This window comes from Cupriavidus sp. SZY C1 (assembly GCF_032190535.1).
Lineage (GTDB): Bacteria > Pseudomonadota > Gammaproteobacteria > Burkholderiales > Burkholderiaceae > Cupriavidus > Cupriavidus pauculus_C.
The window spans coordinates 48,468-66,279 of sequence record NZ_JAUANU010000018.1; the positions used below are offsets into that span (position 1 = coordinate 48,468).

Sequence of the window (17,812 nt, forward strand, 5' to 3'; positions counted from 1 at the left end):
TTTCCTTGCGGACCCCCTTGCGGGCGTCCCGGTCATTCCGGTTGTCGCTGCCTCAGGCGAGCGCCGCCGAGGCCCGTTCGAATGCGTCCAGGATCGGCGCCAGCCGCTCCCGCTTGAGTTTCAGTGCGGCCTGGTTGACCACCAGCCGCGACGAGATCTGCACGATCTCTTCCACTTCCACGAGGTTGTTCGCGCGCAGCGTGCCGCCGGTGCTGACCAGGTCGACGATGGCGTCCGACAGCCCCACGAGCGGCCCCAGCTCCATCGACCCGTACAGCTTGATCAGGTCCACGTGCACGCCCTTCTTGGCAAAGTGCTCGCGCGCGGTCTGCACGTACTTGGTGGCCACGGCCAGCCGCGCGCCCTGGCGCACCGCGTTGGCGTAGTCAAAGCCGGCCGGCACCGCCACCGACATGCGGCAGCGCGCGATGTTCAGGTCGATCGGCGCGTACAGGCCGGTCATGCCGTGCTCCATCAGCACGTCCTTGCCGGCCACCCCGAAGTCGGCCGCGCCGTACTGCACGTACGTCGGCACGTCCGACGCGCGCACGATGATCACGCGCACCGCCGGGTCCGACGTGGGCAGGATCAGCTTGCGCGAGGTGTCCGGATCTTCGGTCACCTCGATGCCGGCCGCCGCCAGCAGCGGCAGCGTTTCGGTAAAGATGCGGCCCTTGGACAGCGCCAGCGTGAGCTGGTTGGGCGAGGCATTGAAAGCGGGGCTCATAGATTCTTCAGGCGGTGTTCGGGGGCGGCGGGTGGTGCGTGGCCGGGCTCAGCCGATGCGGCGGATCCTGGCGCCGACGGCCGACAGCTTGTTTTCCATGCGGTCGTAGCCACGGTCCAGGTGGTAGATCCGGTCGATCGTGGTCTCGCCGTCCGCCACCAGCCCGGCAATCACCAGGCTGGCCGACGCGCGCAGGTCGGTGGCCATCACGCTGGCGCCCGACAGCCGCGGCACGCCGGTCACCACGGCGGTGTTGCCCTCGGCCGTGATGTTGGCGCCCAGCCGGTTCAGCTCCTGCACGTGCATGAAGCGGTTCTCGAAGATCGTCTCGGTGATACGCGCGGTGCCCTCGGCCACGGCGTTCAGCGCCATGAACTGGGCCTGCATGTCGGTCGGGAAGGCGGGGTACTCGGACGTCCGGAAGCTCACGGCCTGCGGGCGCTGCTTCATCGCCAGGCGGATCCAGTCGTCGCCGGTCTCGATCGTGGCGCCGGTCTCGCGCAGCTTGAGCAGCACCGCGTCCAGGATCAGCGGCGGCACGTCGCGCACCACGATCTCGCCCAGCGTGGCGGCGGCCGCGCACAGGAACGTGCCGGCCTCGATGCGGTCGGCCACCACGCGGTGCTCGGCGCCGTGGAGCTTGTCCACGCCCTGCACGATCAGGCGGTCGGTGCCGATGCCATCGATCCGGGCGCCCATCTTGACCAGCAGCTCGGCCAGGTCGGTCACCTCGGGCTCGCGCGCGGCGTTCTCCAGGATGGTCTCGCCGTCGGCCAGCGTGGCGGCCATCAGCAGGTTCTCGGTGCCGGTCACGGTGATCATGTCCGTCACCACGCGGGCGCCCTTGAGGCGGCTGGCGCGGGCGTGGATGAAGCCGTGCTCGATCGTGATCTCGGCGCCCATGGCCTGCAGGCCCTTGATGTGCTGGTCCACCGGCCGCGCGCCAATGCCGCAGCCGCCGGGCAGCGACACGCGCGCCTCGCCAAAGCGGGCCACCAGCGGCCCCAGCACGAGGATCGACGCCCGCATGGTCTTCACCAAGTCGTACGACGCCTCGGGCGAATTGATGTCGGCGCCGTTCAGCGTGGCCACGCCGTCCACCATGTCGGCCTGCATGCCCATCTGGCGCAGCAGCCTGAGCATCGTGCGCGTGTCCTGCAAGTCGGGCACGTTGGCCAGCGTCACGGTGTCGGCCGTCAGCAGGCCGGCGCACAGGATCGGCAGCGCGGCGTTCTTGGCGCCCGACACGCGGACCTCGCCCTTGAGCGGCCCGTTGCCCTGGATCTGGAATTTGTCCATTGTTCTGTCTGGTCGTCCGGCCGGGCACGCGCCCGGCCGGGGAGTGATTCGGGTGGCGCGGCTTACTTGCCGGCCTCGGCCTGCCATTCGGCCGGCGTCAGCGTCTTCATCGACAGCGCATGGATCTCGGCGCGCATGCGGTCGCCCAGCGCCGCGTAGACACGCTGGTGCCGCTGGATCAGGCGCTGGCCCTCGAATTCCCCGCTCACGATGGTGGCGAAGAAGTGCTGGCCGTCGCCTTCCACTTGCAGATGGTCGCAGGGCAACCCTTGGGCAATGTAATCCCTGACTTGTTCCGGAGTAGGCAGCATGTCTGTCTCTGTGAATACGGTGGTTTGCGGCCGGTCAGTGCCGCAGCTTGTAACCCTTGCGCAGCAGGCGCATCGCCAGCGTGGCCAGCACCGCGAACGCCACGACCACCACGGCCAGGCTCTGCAGCGGCGGCACGTCGGACACGCCGAAGAAGCCAAAGCGGAAACCGTCGATCATGTAGAAGAACGGGTTGGCATGCGACACGGCCTGCCAGAACGGCGGCAAGGAGTGGATCGAATAGAACACGCCGGACAGGAACGTCGCCGGCATGATCAGAAAATTCTGAAACGCTGCGAGCTGGTCGAACTTCTCGGCCCAGATGCCGGCGATCAGGCCCAGCGTCCCCAGGATGCCCGCGCCGGCCAGCCCGAAGACCAGGATCCAGAGCGGATGCGCGAAATGCAGGTGGGCAAACCACGCCGTCACCAGCAGCACGCCCAGGCCCACGCAGAGCCCGCGGATGATCGACGCCACTACGTAGGCGCCAAACATTTCCCAGTGCGACAGCGGCGGCAGCAGGATGAACACCAGGTTGCCGGTGATCTTGGACTGGATCAGCGACGACGAGCTGTTGGCGAACGCGTTCTGCAGCACGCTCATCATCACCAGCCCCGGCACCAGGAACGCGGTATAGCTGATCTGGTCGTAGACGCGCACGCGGTCTTCCAGCACGTGCCCGAAGATCAGCAGGTACAGCACGGCGGTCAGCACCGGCGCCGCCACGGTCTGGAAGGCCACCTTCCAGAAGCGCAACACTTCCTTGTACAGCAGCGTGCGAAAGCCGACAAAGCCCCCCACGGCCATCGCCGCGATGCGCTGGGCGTCGTGCTGCTCGTTCACCTTGATATCGGCCGGATTCTTCATGCCGCGGCCTCCATGGCGGCGTTCGGCGTGCGGCCGGGCATTTCCCCCTCGCGGCGCATGATCTGCACGAAAACGTCCTCCAGGTCGGCCTTGCTGATTTCCATGTCCTCGATCTCGCAGCCGGCGGCGCGCAGCGCGGCCAGGATGGGCTCCACGGCCTCGTAGCCGGACAGCCGCAGCCGGTGGGCGCGTTCGCCCGGGTTGGCCGGCGTGCGCAGCGCTTCCAGCTCGGCCGGCAGCGTACCCTTCGACAATGTCAGCACCAGTTGCAGCCCCGCGAACTGGTTCAGCAGGCTGCTGGTGCGGTCCAGCGCCACCACCTCGCCAAACTTCAGCATGGCGATGCGGTCGCACAGCGCCTCGGCTTCTTCCAGGTAGTGGGTGGTCAGGATGATGGTGTGGCCCTCGCGGTTCAGCCGCGAGATGAACTTCCAGAGCGTCTGGCGCAGTTCCACGTCCACGCCGGCGGTGGGTTCGTCCAGCACGATCACGGGCGGGCGGTGCACCAGCGCCTGGGCCACCAGCACGCGGCGCTTCATGCCGCCCGAGAGCTGGCGCATGTTGCTGTCGGCCTTGTTGGTCAGGTCCAGGTTGGCCATGATCTCGTCGATCCAGTCGTCGTTGCGCGCCAGGCCGAAGTAGCCGGACTGCAGCCGCAGCGTCTCGCGCACCGTGAAGAACGGATCGAACACCAGCTCCTGCGGCACCACGCCCAGCATGCGGCGCGCCATCCGGTAGTCGTCCACCACGTCGTGGCCCAGCACGCTGACCTGGCCCGAATCGGCGCGGTTCAGCCCCGCCAGGATCGAGATCAGCGTGGTCTTGCCGGCGCCGTTGGGACCGAGCAGGCCGAAGAACTCGCCGCGCTCGACGCTGAAACTGACGCCCTTGAGCGCCTGCAGATTGCGGTAGCGCTTGCGGACATCGGTGATTTCGATGGCTTTCATGGCCGAATGTCTTGGATGTGGCCGGCGTCTGGCCAGCCACTCCTGGAGTTGGGGGGAGCGCCCCTGAGGTTAGCCGCGCAGCACCTGGGGAACGTGTCAGGGACTTGGGGGCGACTTGGGGGCGAACAACCCGGAATTATAGGGGATGCGGGGGTTTCCCCGCTCTGCCCGGCGCGACGCCAGGCCCGCGGCCCGACGCCGTGGCATCGCATGACCGTACGCAGCAACACGCGCACGGCAACGGATGCCGGTTCAATGTCGGTGGTGGTGGTGTTCCGGGTGGGCGGCCGGGGCGGCCAGGCCAAGCAGGCCGTCGACGCCGTACAGGCTGGCCAGCGACCGCAGTTGCGGCGAGGCGCCGCCGATCGCCAGGGACTGCCCGTGCTGGGCAGCGGCCCGCTGCCAGGCCAGCAGCACAGCCACGGCCGACGAGTCCAGCTGGGTCAGCGCGCTGCAGTCGACCGCCACGTCCCCCTGATGCACGCGCGACAGCCCGTCACGCAGCACGGCGGCGGCGTTGCGGTTGGTCAGCGAGGTGCCAAGGGAAGGCATGGGGCGCGATGGAAGTGGAGAAAGCCGGTTGGAAACGGAAGCTCCCGCCCGGAGGCGGGAGCGAGCGGCCATTGTAGCCAGAATCGGCCGCGCCGTGTTGCGGCGCAGCGACCCGGCCGGCCGCGCCGGTCAGCTCTTGGCGTTGGCCAGCTGGCGGTTGCGGTCCTGCAGCGTCTTGATCACGCCATCCACGCCCTGCTGGTTGGCGATCGTGTTGAAGCTGCCCTTGTAGGCTTCGGTCAGCCACGCGCCCAGCACGTTGATGTCGTACACCTTCCAGCCGTCGGCGGTCTTCTCCAGGCGGTAATCCATCTGGATCGGCTCGCCCTTGTTGATGACCTGCGTGCGGATCGTGGCGTCGGTATCGTCAGCCGCGCCGCGGTACGGGCGGAACTGCACCTTCTGGTCGCGGATCTGGGCAATGGCGCCGGCGTACGTGCGGATCAGCAGCGTCTTGAACTCGTCGGTGATCGCCTTCTGCTGTTCCGGCGTGGCCTTGGACCAGTTGCGGCCCATGGCGATCTGCGTGGTGCGGGTGAAGTTGGCATGCGGCAGGATCTTCTGCTCGACGAGCTGGGTGATCTTGCCGATGTTGCCGGCCTGCATGTCCTTGTCGCCCTGCACGGTCGACATCACGTCGGTCACGACGGACTTGACCAGGCCGTCGGGCGTGGCGGCATCGGTCTGGGCCTGGGCGGCGCCAGCGCCGGCAAAGGCCACGACAGTCAGGAACGGGAGCAGCAATCGCTTGATCATGTGAGTTTTTCCTTTCTAGACAGGGCGCTGGGGGTGCGCCGCCATCGGGGATCATTGAAACACAGCCCCCGGCCCAGCATGCGACATGCATATGGCGCGGACGCTACTTTCAAACACTTTGTTTCAGGGCTCACAGCGCGCTCACAGCCGCCGCAAACCCTTGCCCGGCCCGGGCTGGCCGGCGTTCAGCCGGTGGTCTTGCCGGCCGCCGCGTCGCCACCCTCGGGCGCGGGCGTGGCCGGCGCCGGCTGGTCCTCGTCATCCTGCGACGGCGGACTGCCGTCGTGGATCAGGTACTGGCGGCGCTGCATGTACGCATCGCGCAGGAAGGCGTACTTGTCCAGCGCGGCGGCCTCGATCAGGCTCGTGGCGCCCAGCAACTGGGCCCGGCCGTCCACCACGCGCACCGTCGACACCGACAGGCGGGCGTACCACGGGGAAATATAGCTGGTCGGGTCCATGAAGCGGTCCACGACCATGCCCGACGCGTCGCGCACGCTGCTGGGCCCGAACAGCGGCAGCACCAGGTACGGGCCGGCGGGCACGCCCCAGACGCCCATGGTCTGGCCAAAGTCTTCCTTGTACTTGGGCAGGCCGGCCGGCGTGGCGATGTCGATCAGCCCGCCGATGCCCAGCACGCTGTTGATCGCCACGCGCATCGTGTCTTCCGCCGCCCGCGAGGGCTTGCCCTGCAGCAGGTTGTTGGCGGCCGAGTAGACGTCGCTGACATTCGAGAAGAAGTTGCCCACCGCCGTGCGCACCGGCGACGGGATGTAGTCCTGGTAGGTCTCCGCCACCGGCTTCAGCGCGTACTTGTCGACGTTGTCATTGAACGTCGACACGCCGCGGTTGAACGGCTCCAGCGGATCGGCCGGATTGGCATTGGGGCCCGTGGCGCAGCCAGCCAGGGCCAGCGCGGCCGCCAGGGCCGCGGTCAGGCGTTGCAGGGTACTCATTTGCTGCCGCCCATCCCCGGCGCGGCGGGCAGTGCTGCCGGGGCCGGGCCCGACGCGTCCGGAGCGGACGGCGCCGGCGCGGCGGCCGGGGCCGGCGCCGACGAGCCGCCGCCACCGGCGCCCGCATCGGCGGCCTTGTTGTACAGGAACTGGCCGATCAGGTTTTCCAGCACCACGGCCGACTGCGTCATCGTGATCTTGCCGCCCTGCGCCAGCATCTTGTCGTCGCCACCGGCCTCCAGGCCGATGTACTGCTCGCCCAGCAGCCCCGAGGTCAGGATCTTGGCCGACGTGTCGCGCGGAAACTCGTAGCGCTTTTCCAGGTTCAGCGTCACCGTGGCCTGGTACTGCTTGTCGTCGAAGTTGATGGCCGCCACGCGGCCGACCACCACGCCGGCGCTCTTGACCGGCGCGCGCGGCTTGAGCCCGCCGATGTTGTCGAACTGCGCGGTCACCGTGTAGGTTTCCTGGAACGACAGGCTGCTCATGTTCCCGGCCTTCAGCGCCAGGAACAGCAGGGCCGCAAAGCCCAGCACCACGAACAGCCCCACCCAGTAGTCGAGCGAATTTTTCTTCATGCGAGTCTCTAGTCGAATGCTTGTCAGCTGAACATCAGCGCGGTCAGCAGGAAATCCAGCCCGAGCACGGCGAGCGACGCCATGACCACGGTCCGCGTGGTGGCGCGCGATACGCCTTCGGGCGTCGGGTTCGCCTCGAACCCCTGGTACAGCGCGATGAACGTCACCGCGATGCCAAAAATGAAGCTCTTGATCACGCCGTTGAGCACGTCGGCGCGCACGTCCACGCCGCCCTGCATCTGCGACCAGAACGCGCCCGCGTCCACGCCGATGAGCTGCACGCCCACCAGGTAGCCGCCCAGGATGCCCACGGCGCTGAAGATGGCCGCCAGGATCGGCATGGCGATGACGCCGGCCCAGAACCGCGGCGCGATGACGCGCTGCAGCGGGTTGACGGCCATCATCTCCATGGCGGTCAGCTGCTCGCCGGCCTTCATCAGCCCGATCTCGGCCGTCAGCGACGTCCCGGCGCGGCCCGCGAACAGCAGCGCCGACACCACCGGCCCCAGCTCGCGCACCAGCGACAGCGCCACCAGCAGGCCCAGCGCCTGCTCGGACCCATAGCGGTTCAGCGTGTAATAGCCCTGCAGGCCCAGCACGAAGCCGACGAACAGGCCGGACACGGCGATGATCACCAGCGACAGGTTGCCGACGAAGAACACCTGGTCGGTCACCAGCCGCAGCCGCCGCAGCAGCGCCGGCGACCCGGCCAGCAGCGCCAGGAACATGCGCGTGGCGCGGCCGATGCCGCCCACGAACTGGCGCACCGCGGCGCCGATGGTAGTGAAGAAGCCGGTCAACGCGCGCCTCCGGCCAGGAAATCGTCGGCCAGCGAGGGGCCAGCGTAGTGGAAAGGCACCGGGCCGTCGGCCTTGGCGTGGACGAACTGGTGCACGAACGGATCGCTCGACGCCCGCAACGCGTCGGGCGCGCCTTCGGCGGCAATCCGGCCGTTGGCAATGAAATAGACGTAGTCGGCAATCTGGAACGTCTCCTGCACGTCATGGGAGACAATGATCGTGCTGGCGCCCAGCGCGTCGTTCAGGTCGCGGATCAGGTTGGCGGTCAGGCCCAGCGAGATCGGGTCCAGCCCGGCGAACGGCTCGTCGTACATCAGCAGCGCCGGGTCCAGCGCAATGGCCCGCGCCAGCGCCACGCGCCGCGCCATGCCGCCCGAGATCTGCGCCGGCATCAGGTCGCGCGCCCCGCGCAGGCCCACGGCGTTGAGCTTCATCAACACCAGGTCGCGGATCATCGATTCGGGCAGGTCGGTGTGCTCGCGCAGCGGGAAGGCGACGTTGTCGAACACCGAGAGGTCGGTGAACAGCGCGCCGAACTGGAACAGCATGCCCATCTGGCGGCGCACCACGTACAGGCCGGTCTGGTCCAGCGCGTCGATGTCGGTGCCATTGAACGTGATGCGGCCGCTTTGCGGGCGCACCATGCCGCCGATCAGGCGCATCACGGTGGTCTTGCCGCAGCCCGATCCGCCCATGACGGCCACCACCTTCCCGCGCGGAAACCGCATGGAAAGGCCGGACAGGATGGGCTTGTCGCCAGCCGCGTATGCAAAATCGACATCCGCGAGTTCGACGACGTTCGGGCCTGAAAAGCCCTGGCCAGACGGGTTCGGCACGGTAGCGGTCACGTTGTCACCGGATTTGGACAGGGCGCCATTATAAGGGCTACTACCTATCGGTCGCCGCGCGGTGTGGTGATCTCACCATTGCACTGGCGACAACAATCGGTGACAGGGCTGTGACGACAGCCCGGGACGCCCGCGCGCCCCCGGCCGGCTCAAGGTTCGCCGCGCGGCGGGGCCTGGCGCAGGATGACCTGCCACTGCACGGATTCGGCACGGATGGCCGTGGCGAATGCCTCGGGCGAGTCGCGCACCGGCGTCAGGCCGGCCGCCAGCAATTGCGCGCGGACTTCGCGCTCGTTGGTCACATTGTCCAGCTCGTTGGCCAATCGGGCGACGATGGCACGCGGCGTCTTGGCCGGCGCCATCACGCCATACCAGGACAGCGCGGCATACCCGTCGAGCCCGCCTTCCTGCAACGTCGGCACCTGCGGGGTCAGCGGCGAGCGCACCGGGCCGGTCACGCCAAGGATCTTCAGTGCTCCCGAGCGCATATGCGACTGGACAGCCGACCACGAGCAGAAGCACGCGCTGATCCGCCCGGCCAGCATCTCCTGGACCACGGCGCTCTCGCCCTTGGCCATCACCAGCGGCACGCTGTTCGGCAGGCCGCGCACGGCGTATTCGGCGTAGAGATGGGCCGGGCTGCCCGGCTGGCCGTAGCCGTAGCTGTACGACGCCGGGTTCGACCGCACGGCCGTGACCCACTGCTGCGGCGTGGTCATCGGCAGATGGCCGTCGATGACCAGGAACAACGGCGTGGCCGCCACGCGCACGACCGGCGTGAAATCGCGCATCACGTCGTAGGGCACGGGCTCCAGTCCGGGCTGGATCAGCATGTTGGCCTGGTGGAACAGGAGCGTGTGGCCGTCGGAACTGGCCTTGGCGACGAGGTCGCCCGCCATGGTGCCGGCCGCGCCGGGGCGATTGTCCACCTCGACGGAGACGCCGAGCCGGACGGCCAGCCGCTCGGCCAGCAGCCGCGCCACCGCATCGGCCACGCCACCGGCCGGGAATGGCACGATCAGGCGCAGCGGACGGGCGGGATAGGTCATCTGGCGGCTGGCCACGTCGGCGCGCGTGGGCGACGGAATGCTGGCGAGCTGGGCAAAAGCGGGAGGCTGAGCGAGGGCCGTCGCCGTGCAGAGCGCAACGGCGGCCGCAGGTGACAGCCATCTGGCAGCGAGTATTGGCAACTTCGCTATACCTCGCCAAAGCCGCAGGGATATGCGTACTTCGGACATCAATTTCCTCCGGGCCGCACCCACCGCTACGGCACCAAATCGGCTGAAAGGGATTTCGAGGCAGTCTCTTCTTATCTAGTTTGGAACGATTGTAAGGAGATCGCACCACCCGGCACAGACCGCGTAAACGCTCTCCGGGAGGACCCGGATGTGAGCGCCCGTATAATCGCCCGATGTCAGATTTCGACCTGCGGCCCATGCAGGCCACCGACCTGCCCGCCATCCTCGCCATCCAGGCCCGGTGCTACGGCCCGGCACTCCAGGAATCGGCCGATGCACTGGCCAGCCGCCTGGCGCTGGCGCCCGACACGTGCTGGGTGGCCGCCCTGCGCGGCCAGGCACCGGCCGCCTACCTGTTCAGCCACGCCTGGCCCCAGGCCACGCTGCCACCGTGGAACGGCCACCTGGCGGCCGCCTGGCCCGCCACCGAACCCCTGACCTGGTTTATCCACGACATGGCCGTGGCGCCAGCCGGCCGCGGCGCCCGGCTGGCCACCCGACTCTACGACGCCGCCCGTGACGTGGCGATGACCGCCGGCCTGCGCACCTCGCACCTGATCGCCGTACAGTCCGCCGACGCCTACTGGCGCAGGCTCGGGTACGCCCCCGTCGACGCGGCCCGGCATGCGGAGAAGCTGGCGAGTTATGGGGAGGGGGCGGTGGTGATGGGGTGTCGGCTGGCGTAACGCGCCCACCGTGCCCGACGCGTGCGGCAGGGAAATCCAGCGTCAACGCGCAAATATCGTAGATCGGTGATTGTCCCTGCTTAGTCAGCAAGTCGATACTGCGCCACATTCTCTTCGAGCGAGCGGCGGCAGTGACTGCGTGGCGTGCCTTTACCTTACATGGCGAGGTCTATGACCTGACGCACCTGCATCCGCGGCGGGTAAACGTCATGCAGCCGGGAAGAAACGCGCTGCCGCCGCGCCACTACGCCGTGCACGTCGTCTTCGGATTGCATTGCTTCACGCGGTCCAGCAAGCCAGGGGAAGTCGTCGAGCCCGGCTGGCACTACGCTGACAGCCGCGAGACGCGGGTGTTCTGCCTGACCCGCTGGCATCATTCGAAACGTTTGCCCGCAATCATCGACAACCTGGCGCTGCGTCCCTGCTACCACACGGGCCGGGGCAACTTCTTCGTGGTGGAATTTGTCGACGAGACCGCGACGACCCGGCAATACGAAATCTACTTCGCCGCCTCGCGGGCGCCGGAACGTGGCGTGGTGAACCTCTACGTACAGAGCGCCTACGTCCGGGACGATACGCACGCAAACCGGCCCAGGCGGAAGCCAATCCGGCTGCACGTGATTCTGTTCAATACGCTGGCGGGAAAGCCCATCAGGATGCCCCCGTGAGCGATCGCCAAAAGGAAAAGGCTCCATTGCTGGAGCCTTTTGCCGAACCGCTAATCGGGCCTCTTTGATATCCGCACACTTGGGTGCGGACCCCTTGCGGGGCGGGGATAGCGCACAGCTTTCGCTGTTCCGTTCACACGCTAACGGGCCAAAGCTTACCACGATGCTTGGGCACGCGCGCTCCCCGCATGGCAGAGCCAGCGGGTTCGATCAAAAAACCCCCGCAGCCTTCCGGCATGCGGGGGTTTTGCCCATCGGACCCTGCGGCGCTCAGCGCGGCAGTTCCGAGTGGCCCATCAGGAAGGTGTCGACCGAGCGGGCGGCCTGGCGGCCTTCGCGGATGGCCCAGACCACCAGCGACTGGCCGCGGCGGACGTCGCCCGCGGCAAAGACCTTCGGCACGTTGGTGTGATAGGCGCGGTCGCCTTCCGTGGCGGCCTTGGCGTTCTTGCGCGCGTCCGTGTCCACGCCGAATGCCTCCAGCATCGAGCCCACGGGGTTCGTGAAGCCCATGGCCAGCAGCACCAGGTCGGCCTTCAGCACGAACTCGCTGCCCGGCACTTCCTGCATGCGGCCGTCCTTCCACTCCACGCGGCACGCCTTGAGCGCCGTGACCTTGCCGTTTTCGCCGATCAGTTCCTTGGTGGCGACCGACCAGTCGCGCGAGCAGCCTTCGTCGTGCGACGACGACGTGCGCAGCTTGATCGGCCAGTACGGCCACACCAGCGGCTTGTTCTCTTCTTCCGGCGGCTGCGGCAGCAGTTCGAACTGGGTGACCGATTCAGCACCGTGGCGGTTCGACGTGCCCACGCAGTCCGAACCCGTATCGCCGCCGCCGATCACGATCACGTGCTTGCCTTCGGCGCGGATCTCGTTCACGCCGTCGCCGGCCACTTCCTTGTTCTGCGGGATCAGGAATTCCAGCGCGTAGTGCACGCCGGCCAGGTCGCGGCCCGGCACCGGCAGGTCGCGCGGCACTTCGGAGCCGCCAGCCAGCACCACGGCGTCGAACTGGTCCATCAGCGCCTGGGCGGAGATGGTCTCGCGGGCGTAGTTCTTGATGCCGGCCGGCAGCTTGTCGCCATCGGTCACCATCACGCCCGCGCGGAAGGTCACGCCCTCGGTCTGCATCTGCTCGATGCGACGGTCGATCAGCGTCTTCTCCATCTTGAAGTCGGGGATGCCGTAGCGCAGCAGGCCGCCGATGCGGTCGTTCTTCTCGAACACGGTCACGTCGTGGCCGGCGCGCGCCAGTTGCTGCGCGGCGGCCAGGCCGGCCGGGCCCGAGCCCACCACGGCCACGGTCTTGCCGGTCTTGTGCTTCGGCACCTGCGGCGCCACCCAGCCCTCTTCCCAGGCCTTGTCGATGATGGCGTGCTCGATCGACTTGATGCCCACCGGCAGCTCGCTGATGCCCAGCGTGCAGGCCGCCTCGCACGGTGCCGGGCAGATGCGGCCCGTGAACTCGGGGAAGTTGTTGGTCTGGTGCAGCACCTCGATCGCCTGCTTCCAGTCCTGGCGATACACGAGGTCGTTGAAGTCCGGAATGATGTTGTTGACCGGGCAGCCGTTGTTGCAGAACGGGATGCCGCAGTCCATGCAGCGCGCACCCTGGATCTTCGCTTCGCTGTCGGACAGCGCGAACACGAATTCCTTGTAGTGCTTCACGCGCTTGACTACGGGTTCGTAGCCTTCGTTCTGGCGCGGAAATTCGAGAAAGCCAGTCGCCTTACCCATGTTGCATCCTTGGTCTTGCTTGGCGCGAGGCGGCCGGGCCGGCCTCGCGTGGGGTCAGTATCTTGTCGATGCCGCGGCGCTTGGCCGCGGGCACCTCTCGTCGTGGGGCTGCCGGTCAGGCGGCGACCGCTTCGCGATCGCTGTCGCGGGCTGCCTGTTCCTTCTCGTACATCTCGCCCAGCGCGCGCTTGTACTCGGTCGGGAAGACCTTGACGAACTTGCGGCGTGCCGTGGTCCAGTCGGCCAGCAGCGCCTTGGCGCGCTCCGAACCGGTGTAGCGGAAATGCTGCTCGATCAGGTTGCGCAGGATCACTTCGTCCAGCTGGCGCTTGCCGCCGGCCTTGTGCCACTGCGATTCCGGCTGGCCCTTCTGCTGGTCGGCAGAGGCGAGCACGGCTTCCAGCGCCACCATCGACGTGTTGCAGCGCTTGTCGAACAGGCCGTCCTCGTCATAGACGTAGGCCACGCCGCCCGACATGCCGGCCGCGAAGTTGCGGCCCGTGCCGCCCAGCACCACCACGGTGCCACCGGTCATGTACTCGCAACCGTGGTCGCCGGTGCCTTCCACCACGGCCGTGGCGCCCGAGTTACGCACCGCAAAGCGCTCGCCGGCCACGCCGTTGAAGAACGCCTCGCCGGCCAGCGCGCCGTACAGCACCGTGTTGCCGACGATGATGTTGCGCGTGGGGTCGCCGCGGAACTCGTGCGGGGCGCGCACGATCACGCGGCCGCCCGACAGGCCCTTGCCGACGTAGTCGTTGGCGTCGCCCACCAGGTCCAGCGTGATGCCGTGCGCCAGGAACGCGCCGAACGACTGCCCGGCCGTGCCCTGGAGCTGGATGTGGATCGTGTCGTCGGGCAGCCCTTCGTGGCCGTACTGCTTGGCCACCACGCCGGACAGCATCGCGCCCACCGTGCGGTTCACGTTCTTGACCGGCTGGATGAACGACACGCGCTCGCCCTTGTCGATGGCCGGACGGGCCTTGGCAATCAGCGTGTGGTCCAGCGCCTTGCCGGCTTCCACCGACAGGCCGTGGTCCTGCACGTCGGTGTGGTAGCGCGGCACGTCGGCCGGGATCGGGGCCTGGTAGAAGATGCGGCCGAAGTCCAGGCCGCGTGCCTTCCAGTGTTCGATGCCGGCGCGGATGTCGAGCAGGTCGGCGCGGCCGATCAGTTCGTCGAACGTGCGGATGCCCAGTTGCGCCATGATCTCGCGCGCTTCCTCGGCCACGAAGAAGAAGAAGTTCACCACGTGCTCGGGCTTGCCCTGGAACTTCTGGCGCAGCGCCGGATCCTGCGTGGCCACGCCCACCGGGCAGGTGTTCAGGTGGCACTTGCGCATCATGATGCAGCCCTCGGCCACCAGCGGCGCCGTGGCAAAGCCGAACTCGTCGGCGCCCAGCAGCGCGCCGATCACCACGTCGCGGCCGGTCTTCATCTGGCCGTCGGCCTGCACGCGGATGCGGTTGCGCAGGCCGTTCAGCATCAGCGTCTGCTGCGTCTCGGCCAGGCCCAGTTCCCACGGCGAGCCCGCGTACTTGATCGACGACCACGGCGAGGCGCCGGTGCCGCCGTCGTGGCCGGCGATGACCACGTGGTCGGCCTTGGCCTTGGCCACGCCGGCCGCCACGGTGCCCACGCCCACTTCGGACACGAGCTTGACCGAGATGTCGGACGACGGGTTGACGTTCTTCAGGTCGTGGATCAGCTGCGCCAGATCCTCGATCGAGTAGATGTCATGGTGCGGCGGCGGCGAGATCAGGCCCACGCCCGGCACCGAGTAGCGCAGCTTGCCGATGTAGTCGGACACCTTGTGGCCCGGCAGCTGGCCGCCTTCGCCCGGCTTGGCGCCCTGCGCCATCTTGATCTGGATCTGGTCGGCCGAAGCCAGGTATTCGGCGGTCACGCCGAAGCGGCCCGACGCCACCTGCTTGATCTTCGAGCGCAGCGAATCGCCGGGCTGCAGTGCCAGGTCCTTTTCCACCACGTGGTCGCCCAGCAGGCTCTTCAGCGAGTCGCCCTGCTTGATGGGGATGCCGCGCAGTTCGTTGCGGTAGCGCTTCTCGTCCTCGCCGCCTTCGCCCGTGTTCGACTTGCCGCCGATGCGGTTCATCGCCACGGCCAGCGTGGCATGGGCTTCGGTCGAGATCGAGCCCAGCGACATGGCGCCCGTGGCAAAGCGCTTGACGATTTCCTTGGCCGGTTCCACTTCCTCCAGCGGAATGGCGCGCGACGGGTCCACCTTGAACTCGAACAGCCCGCGCAGCGTCATGTGGCGGCGGCTCTGGTCGTTGATGATGTTCGCGTATTCCTTGTACGTCTGGTACTGGCCGCGGCCGTCCTCGGCGCGCACCGCGTGCTGGAGCTTGGCGATCGAATCCGGCGTCCACATGTGTTCTTCGCCACGGATCCGGAATGCATACTCGCCGCCGGCGTCGAGCATGTTGCTCAGCACCGGGTTGCTGCCGAAGGCGTCGGTGTGCAGGCGCAGCGCTTCCTCGGCCACCTCGAAGATGCCGATGCCCTCGACGTTCGACGGCGTGCCGTGGAAGTACTTCTGCACCAGTTCGCGCGACAGGCCGATGGCCTCGAAAATCTGGGCGCCCGTGTACGACATGTACGTGGAGATGCCCATCTTCGACATCACCTTGAACAGGCCCTTGCCGATCGCCTTGACGAAGTTCTTGACCGCCTTCTCGGGCGACAGGTCGCCCGACAGGCCCGCGGCCATGTCGGCCAGCGTTTCCATGGCCAGGTACGGGTGCACGGCTTCGGCGCCGTAGCCGGCCAGCAGCGCGAAGTGGTGCACCTCGCGGGCCGAGCCGGTTTCCACGACCAGGCCGGTGGACGTGCGCAGGCCCTTTTCCACCAGGTGGTGGTGCACGGCCGACGTGGCCAGCAGCGCCGGGATGGCCACCTGCGTGTCGTCGACACGGCGGTCGGACACGATCAGGATGTTGTAGCCCGAGCGCACGGCGTCCACCGCTTCGGCGCACAGCGACGCCAGGCGGGCCTCGATGCCCTCCTTGCCCCATGCCACCGGGTAGCAGATGTTCAGCTCGTACGACCGGAACTTGCCGCCCGTGTAGTGCTCGATGTTGCGGATCTTGGCGATGTCCTTGAAGTCCAGCACCGGCTGGGACACTTCAAGCCGCATCGGCGGGTTGATGTTGTTCAGCTCCAGCAGGTTCGGCTTCGGACCGATGAACGACACCAGCGACATGACCATGTTCTCGCGGATCGGGTCGATCGGCGGGTTGGTCACCTGGGCGAACAGCTGGCGGAAGTAGTGGTACAGCGTCTTGTTCTTGGACGACAGCACGGCCAGCGGCGAGTCGTTGCCCATCGAGCCCGTGGCTTCCTCGCCGGCCAGCGCCATCGGCGCCATCAGGAACTTGACGTCTTCCTGCGTGTAGCCAAACGCCTGCTGGCGGTCCAGCAGCGGCGACACCGGCTTCTTCTCGGCGGCCACGTCCTCGGGCTTGGCGTCGATCTCGTCGAGCTTGATGCGCACGGCGTCGATCCAGCTCTTGTACGGCTTGGCGTTGGCCAGGTTGTCCTTGAGCTCCTTGTCGTCGATGATGCGGCCCTGCTCCATGTCGATCAGGAACATCTTGCCCGGCTGCAGGCGCCATTTCTGGACGATCCGCGACTCGGGGAACGGCAGCACGCCGGCTTCCGACGCCAGCACGACGAAATCGTCCTCGGTCACGTAGAAGCGGGCCGGACGCAGGCCGTTACGGTCCAGCGTGGCGCCGATCTGGCGGCCGTCGGTGAAGCAGATGGCGGCGGGGCCGTCCCACGGCTCCATCATCGCGGCGTGGTACTCGTAGAACGCGCGGCGGTTGTCGTCCATCAGCGTGTGCTGTTCCCAGGCTTCCGGGATCATCATCATCATCGCGTGGACGAGCGGGTAGCCGGCCATCGTCAGCAGTTCGAGGCAGTTGTCGAACGATGCCGTGTCCGACTGGCCCGGGTAGATCAGCGGCCAGAGCTTGGGCAGGTCGTCGCCGAGCACCGGCGACGAGATGGCGCCGGTCCGGGCGTTCACCCAGTTCACGTTGCCCTTGACCGTGTTGATTTCGCCGTTGTGGGCGACCATCCGGTACGGGTGGGCCAGTTCCCAGGCCGGGAACGTGTTGGTCGAGAAGCGCTGGTGCACCAGGGCCAGGGCCGACACGGCGCGCGAATCCTGCAGGTCCAGGTAGTACTCGCCCACCTGGTTGGCCAGCAGCAGGCCCTTGTACACGACGGTACGGGCCGACATCGACGGCACGAAGTATTCCTTGCCGTGCTTGAGCTTGAGCGCCTGGATGGCGTGGCTGGCCGTCTTGCGGATCACGTAGAGCTTACGCTCCAGCGCGTCCGTGGTCATGATGTCGCGGCCACGGCCAATGAAGATCTGGCGGATCACCGGCTCGGTCTTGCGCACGGTCGGGGACATCGGCATGTTGCAGTCCACCGGCACGTCGCGCCAGCCCAGCACGACCTGGCCTTCCAGGCGTACGGTGCGCTCCAGTTCCTGCTCGCAGGCCAGGCGCGAGGCGTGTTCCTTTGGCAGGAAGATCATGCCCACGCCGTACTCGCCATTGGGCGGCAGCGTCACGCCCTGCCTGGCCATTTCCTCGCGGTAGAACTGGTCAGGGATCTGGATCAGGATGCCCGCGCCGTCGCCCATCAGCGCGTCGGCGCCCACGGCGCCCCGGTGGTCCAGGTTCTCCAGGATCTTCAGGCCCTGCGAGATGATCTCGTGGGACTTCTTGCCCTTGATGTGCGCGACCATGCCGACGCCGCAGGCGTCGTGCTCGTTGGTCGGGTCGTAGAGGCCCTGGGCCTGCGGGCGG

The 17,812-nt window shown here is 67.6% G+C and carries 16 protein-coding genes; 2 read left to right on the plus strand and 14 right to left on the minus strand.

The genetic code is table 11. The features are described from left to right. Nucleotides 1-52: 52 nt before the first annotated feature. The 12 genes from hisG to QTN24_RS22740 form a co-directional block, all read right to left on the minus strand. On the minus strand, nucleotides 53-727 hold the full coding sequence (hisG, locus tag QTN24_RS22685) for an ATP phosphoribosyltransferase (protein ID WP_124683077.1): 675 nt from the start codon (nucleotides 725-727) through the stop codon (nucleotides 53-55). 48 nt (nucleotides 728-775) lie between these two features. After that, nucleotides 776-2,026 (minus strand): UDP-N-acetylglucosamine 1-carboxyvinyltransferase, encoded by a 1,251-nt coding sequence (murA, locus tag QTN24_RS22690; RefSeq protein WP_313839974.1) that lies wholly within the window; start codon nucleotides 2,024-2,026, stop codon nucleotides 776-778. Between the two features lie 62 nt (nucleotides 2,027-2,088). Further along, the gene (locus tag QTN24_RS22695; protein WP_313839975.1) at nucleotides 2,089-2,337 is read right to left on the minus strand and encodes a BolA family protein; all 249 of its coding nucleotides are present in this window, start codon (nucleotides 2,335-2,337) and stop codon (nucleotides 2,089-2,091) included. A 34-nt stretch (nucleotides 2,338-2,371) separates the two neighbouring features. Continuing rightward, nucleotides 2,372-3,202 carry an ABC transporter permease gene (locus QTN24_RS22700; RefSeq protein WP_409559075.1) on the minus strand — a complete coding sequence of 277 codons (831 nt, stop codon included), beginning with the start codon at nucleotides 3,200-3,202 and terminating at the stop codon, nucleotides 2,372-2,374. After that, nucleotides 3,199-4,149, minus strand: a complete 951-nt coding sequence (locus QTN24_RS22705; RefSeq protein ID WP_124683074.1) for an ABC transporter ATP-binding protein — start codon at nucleotides 4,147-4,149, stop codon at nucleotides 3,199-3,201. The genes QTN24_RS22700 and QTN24_RS22705 overlap by 4 nt, the downstream gene beginning before the upstream one ends. Nucleotides 4,150-4,401: 252 nt before the next feature. Beyond that, on the minus strand, nucleotides 4,402-4,701 hold the full coding sequence (locus QTN24_RS22710) for an STAS domain-containing protein (protein WP_313839976.1): 300 nt from the start codon (nucleotides 4,699-4,701) through the stop codon (nucleotides 4,402-4,404). Between the two features lie 129 nt (nucleotides 4,702-4,830). Then, a complete protein-coding gene (locus tag QTN24_RS22715) occupies nucleotides 4,831-5,457 on the minus strand; it encodes a phospholipid-binding protein MlaC (protein ID WP_124683072.1) in 627 nt (208 codons plus the stop codon). A 185-nt stretch (nucleotides 5,458-5,642) separates the two neighbouring features. Further along, on the minus strand, nucleotides 5,643-6,413 hold the full coding sequence (locus QTN24_RS22720) for a VacJ family lipoprotein (RefSeq protein WP_313839977.1): 771 nt from the start codon (nucleotides 6,411-6,413) through the stop codon (nucleotides 5,643-5,645). Continuing rightward, nucleotides 6,410-6,991 (minus strand): outer membrane lipid asymmetry maintenance protein MlaD, encoded by a 582-nt coding sequence (gene mlaD, locus QTN24_RS22725; protein WP_124683070.1) that lies wholly within the window; start codon nucleotides 6,989-6,991, stop codon nucleotides 6,410-6,412. Before mlaD ends, QTN24_RS22720 begins: the two co-directional genes overlap by 4 nt. A gap of 23 nt (nucleotides 6,992-7,014) precedes the next feature. Continuing rightward, the gene (gene mlaE, locus QTN24_RS22730) at nucleotides 7,015-7,791 is read right to left on the minus strand and encodes a lipid asymmetry maintenance ABC transporter permease subunit MlaE (protein WP_124683069.1); all 777 of its coding nucleotides are present in this window, start codon (nucleotides 7,789-7,791) and stop codon (nucleotides 7,015-7,017) included. Next, nucleotides 7,788-8,639 carry an ABC transporter ATP-binding protein gene (locus tag QTN24_RS22735; protein ID WP_313839978.1) on the minus strand — a complete coding sequence of 284 codons (852 nt, stop codon included), beginning with the start codon at nucleotides 8,637-8,639 and terminating at the stop codon, nucleotides 7,788-7,790. Before QTN24_RS22735 ends, mlaE begins: the two co-directional genes overlap by 4 nt. A gap of 149 nt (nucleotides 8,640-8,788) precedes the next feature. Further along, nucleotides 8,789-9,877: a tripartite tricarboxylate transporter substrate binding protein gene (locus QTN24_RS22740; protein ID WP_313839979.1), complete on the minus strand. Its 1,089-nt coding sequence runs from the start codon at nucleotides 9,875-9,877 to the stop codon at nucleotides 8,789-8,791. A gap of 173 nt (nucleotides 9,878-10,050) precedes the next feature. Between QTN24_RS22740 and QTN24_RS22745 the strand changes: the two genes are divergently transcribed. Both QTN24_RS22745 and QTN24_RS22750 read left to right on the plus strand, forming a co-directional pair. Further along, a complete protein-coding gene (locus tag QTN24_RS22745; RefSeq protein ID WP_313839980.1) occupies nucleotides 10,051-10,563 on the plus strand; it encodes a GNAT family N-acetyltransferase in 513 nt (170 codons plus the stop codon). Nucleotides 10,564-10,694: 131 nt separating this feature from the next. Beyond that, nucleotides 10,695-11,231 (plus strand): hypothetical protein, encoded by a 537-nt coding sequence (locus QTN24_RS22750; RefSeq protein WP_313839981.1) that lies wholly within the window; start codon nucleotides 10,695-10,697, stop codon nucleotides 11,229-11,231. Between the two features lie 270 nt (nucleotides 11,232-11,501). Here the strand turns inward: QTN24_RS22750 and QTN24_RS22755 are convergent, their stop codons facing one another. Further along, nucleotides 11,502-12,968, minus strand: coding sequence for a glutamate synthase subunit beta (locus QTN24_RS22755; protein WP_124683064.1), 1,467 nt, complete (start codon nucleotides 12,966-12,968; stop codon nucleotides 11,502-11,504). A gap of 115 nt (nucleotides 12,969-13,083) precedes the next feature. Next, nucleotides 13,084-17,751, minus strand: a complete 4,668-nt coding sequence (locus tag QTN24_RS22760) for a glutamate synthase-related protein (RefSeq protein ID WP_253700057.1) — start codon at nucleotides 17,749-17,751, stop codon at nucleotides 13,084-13,086. Nucleotides 17,752-17,812: the final 61 nt, after the last annotated feature.

What these genes read in the sequence shown, in the direction of transcription:
- hisG (WP_124683077.1), bottom strand. Translation starts at nt 727, where the DNA reads ATGAGCCCCGCTTTCAATGCCTCGCCCAACCAGCTCACGCTGGCGCTG.
- murA (WP_313839974.1), bottom strand. Translation starts at nt 2,026, where the DNA reads ATGGACAAATTCCAGATCCAGGGCAACGGGCCGCTCAAGGGCGAGGTC.
- QTN24_RS22695 (WP_313839975.1), bottom strand. Translation starts at nt 2,337, where the DNA reads ATGCTGCCTACTCCGGAACAAGTCAGGGATTACATTGCCCAAGGGTTG.
- QTN24_RS22700 (WP_409559075.1), bottom strand. Translation starts at nt 3,202, where the DNA reads ATGAAGAATCCGGCCGATATCAAGGTGAACGAGCAGCACGACGCCCAG.
- QTN24_RS22705 (WP_124683074.1), bottom strand. Translation starts at nt 4,149, where the DNA reads ATGAAAGCCATCGAAATCACCGATGTCCGCAAGCGCTACCGCAATCTG.
- QTN24_RS22710 (WP_313839976.1), bottom strand. Translation starts at nt 4,701, where the DNA reads ATGCCTTCCCTTGGCACCTCGCTGACCAACCGCAACGCCGCCGCCGTG.
- QTN24_RS22715 (WP_124683072.1), bottom strand. Translation starts at nt 5,457, where the DNA reads ATGATCAAGCGATTGCTGCTCCCGTTCCTGACTGTCGTGGCCTTTGCC.
- QTN24_RS22720 (WP_313839977.1), bottom strand. Translation starts at nt 6,413, where the DNA reads ATGAGTACCCTGCAACGCCTGACCGCGGCCCTGGCGGCCGCGCTGGCC.
- mlaD (WP_124683070.1), bottom strand. Translation starts at nt 6,991, where the DNA reads ATGAAGAAAAATTCGCTCGACTACTGGGTGGGGCTGTTCGTGGTGCTG.
- QTN24_RS22740 (WP_313839979.1), bottom strand. Translation starts at nt 9,877, where the DNA reads ATGTCCGAAGTACGCATATCCCTGCGGCTTTGGCGAGGTATAGCGAAG.
- QTN24_RS22745 (WP_313839980.1), top strand. Translation starts at nt 10,051, where the DNA reads ATGTCAGATTTCGACCTGCGGCCCATGCAGGCCACCGACCTGCCCGCC.
- QTN24_RS22755 (WP_124683064.1), bottom strand. Translation starts at nt 12,968, where the DNA reads ATGGGTAAGGCGACTGGCTTTCTCGAATTTCCGCGCCAGAACGAAGGC.
- QTN24_RS22760 (WP_253700057.1), bottom strand. Translation starts at nt 17,751, where the DNA reads ATGGTCGCGCACATCAAGGGCAAGAAGTCCCACGAGATCATCTCGCAG.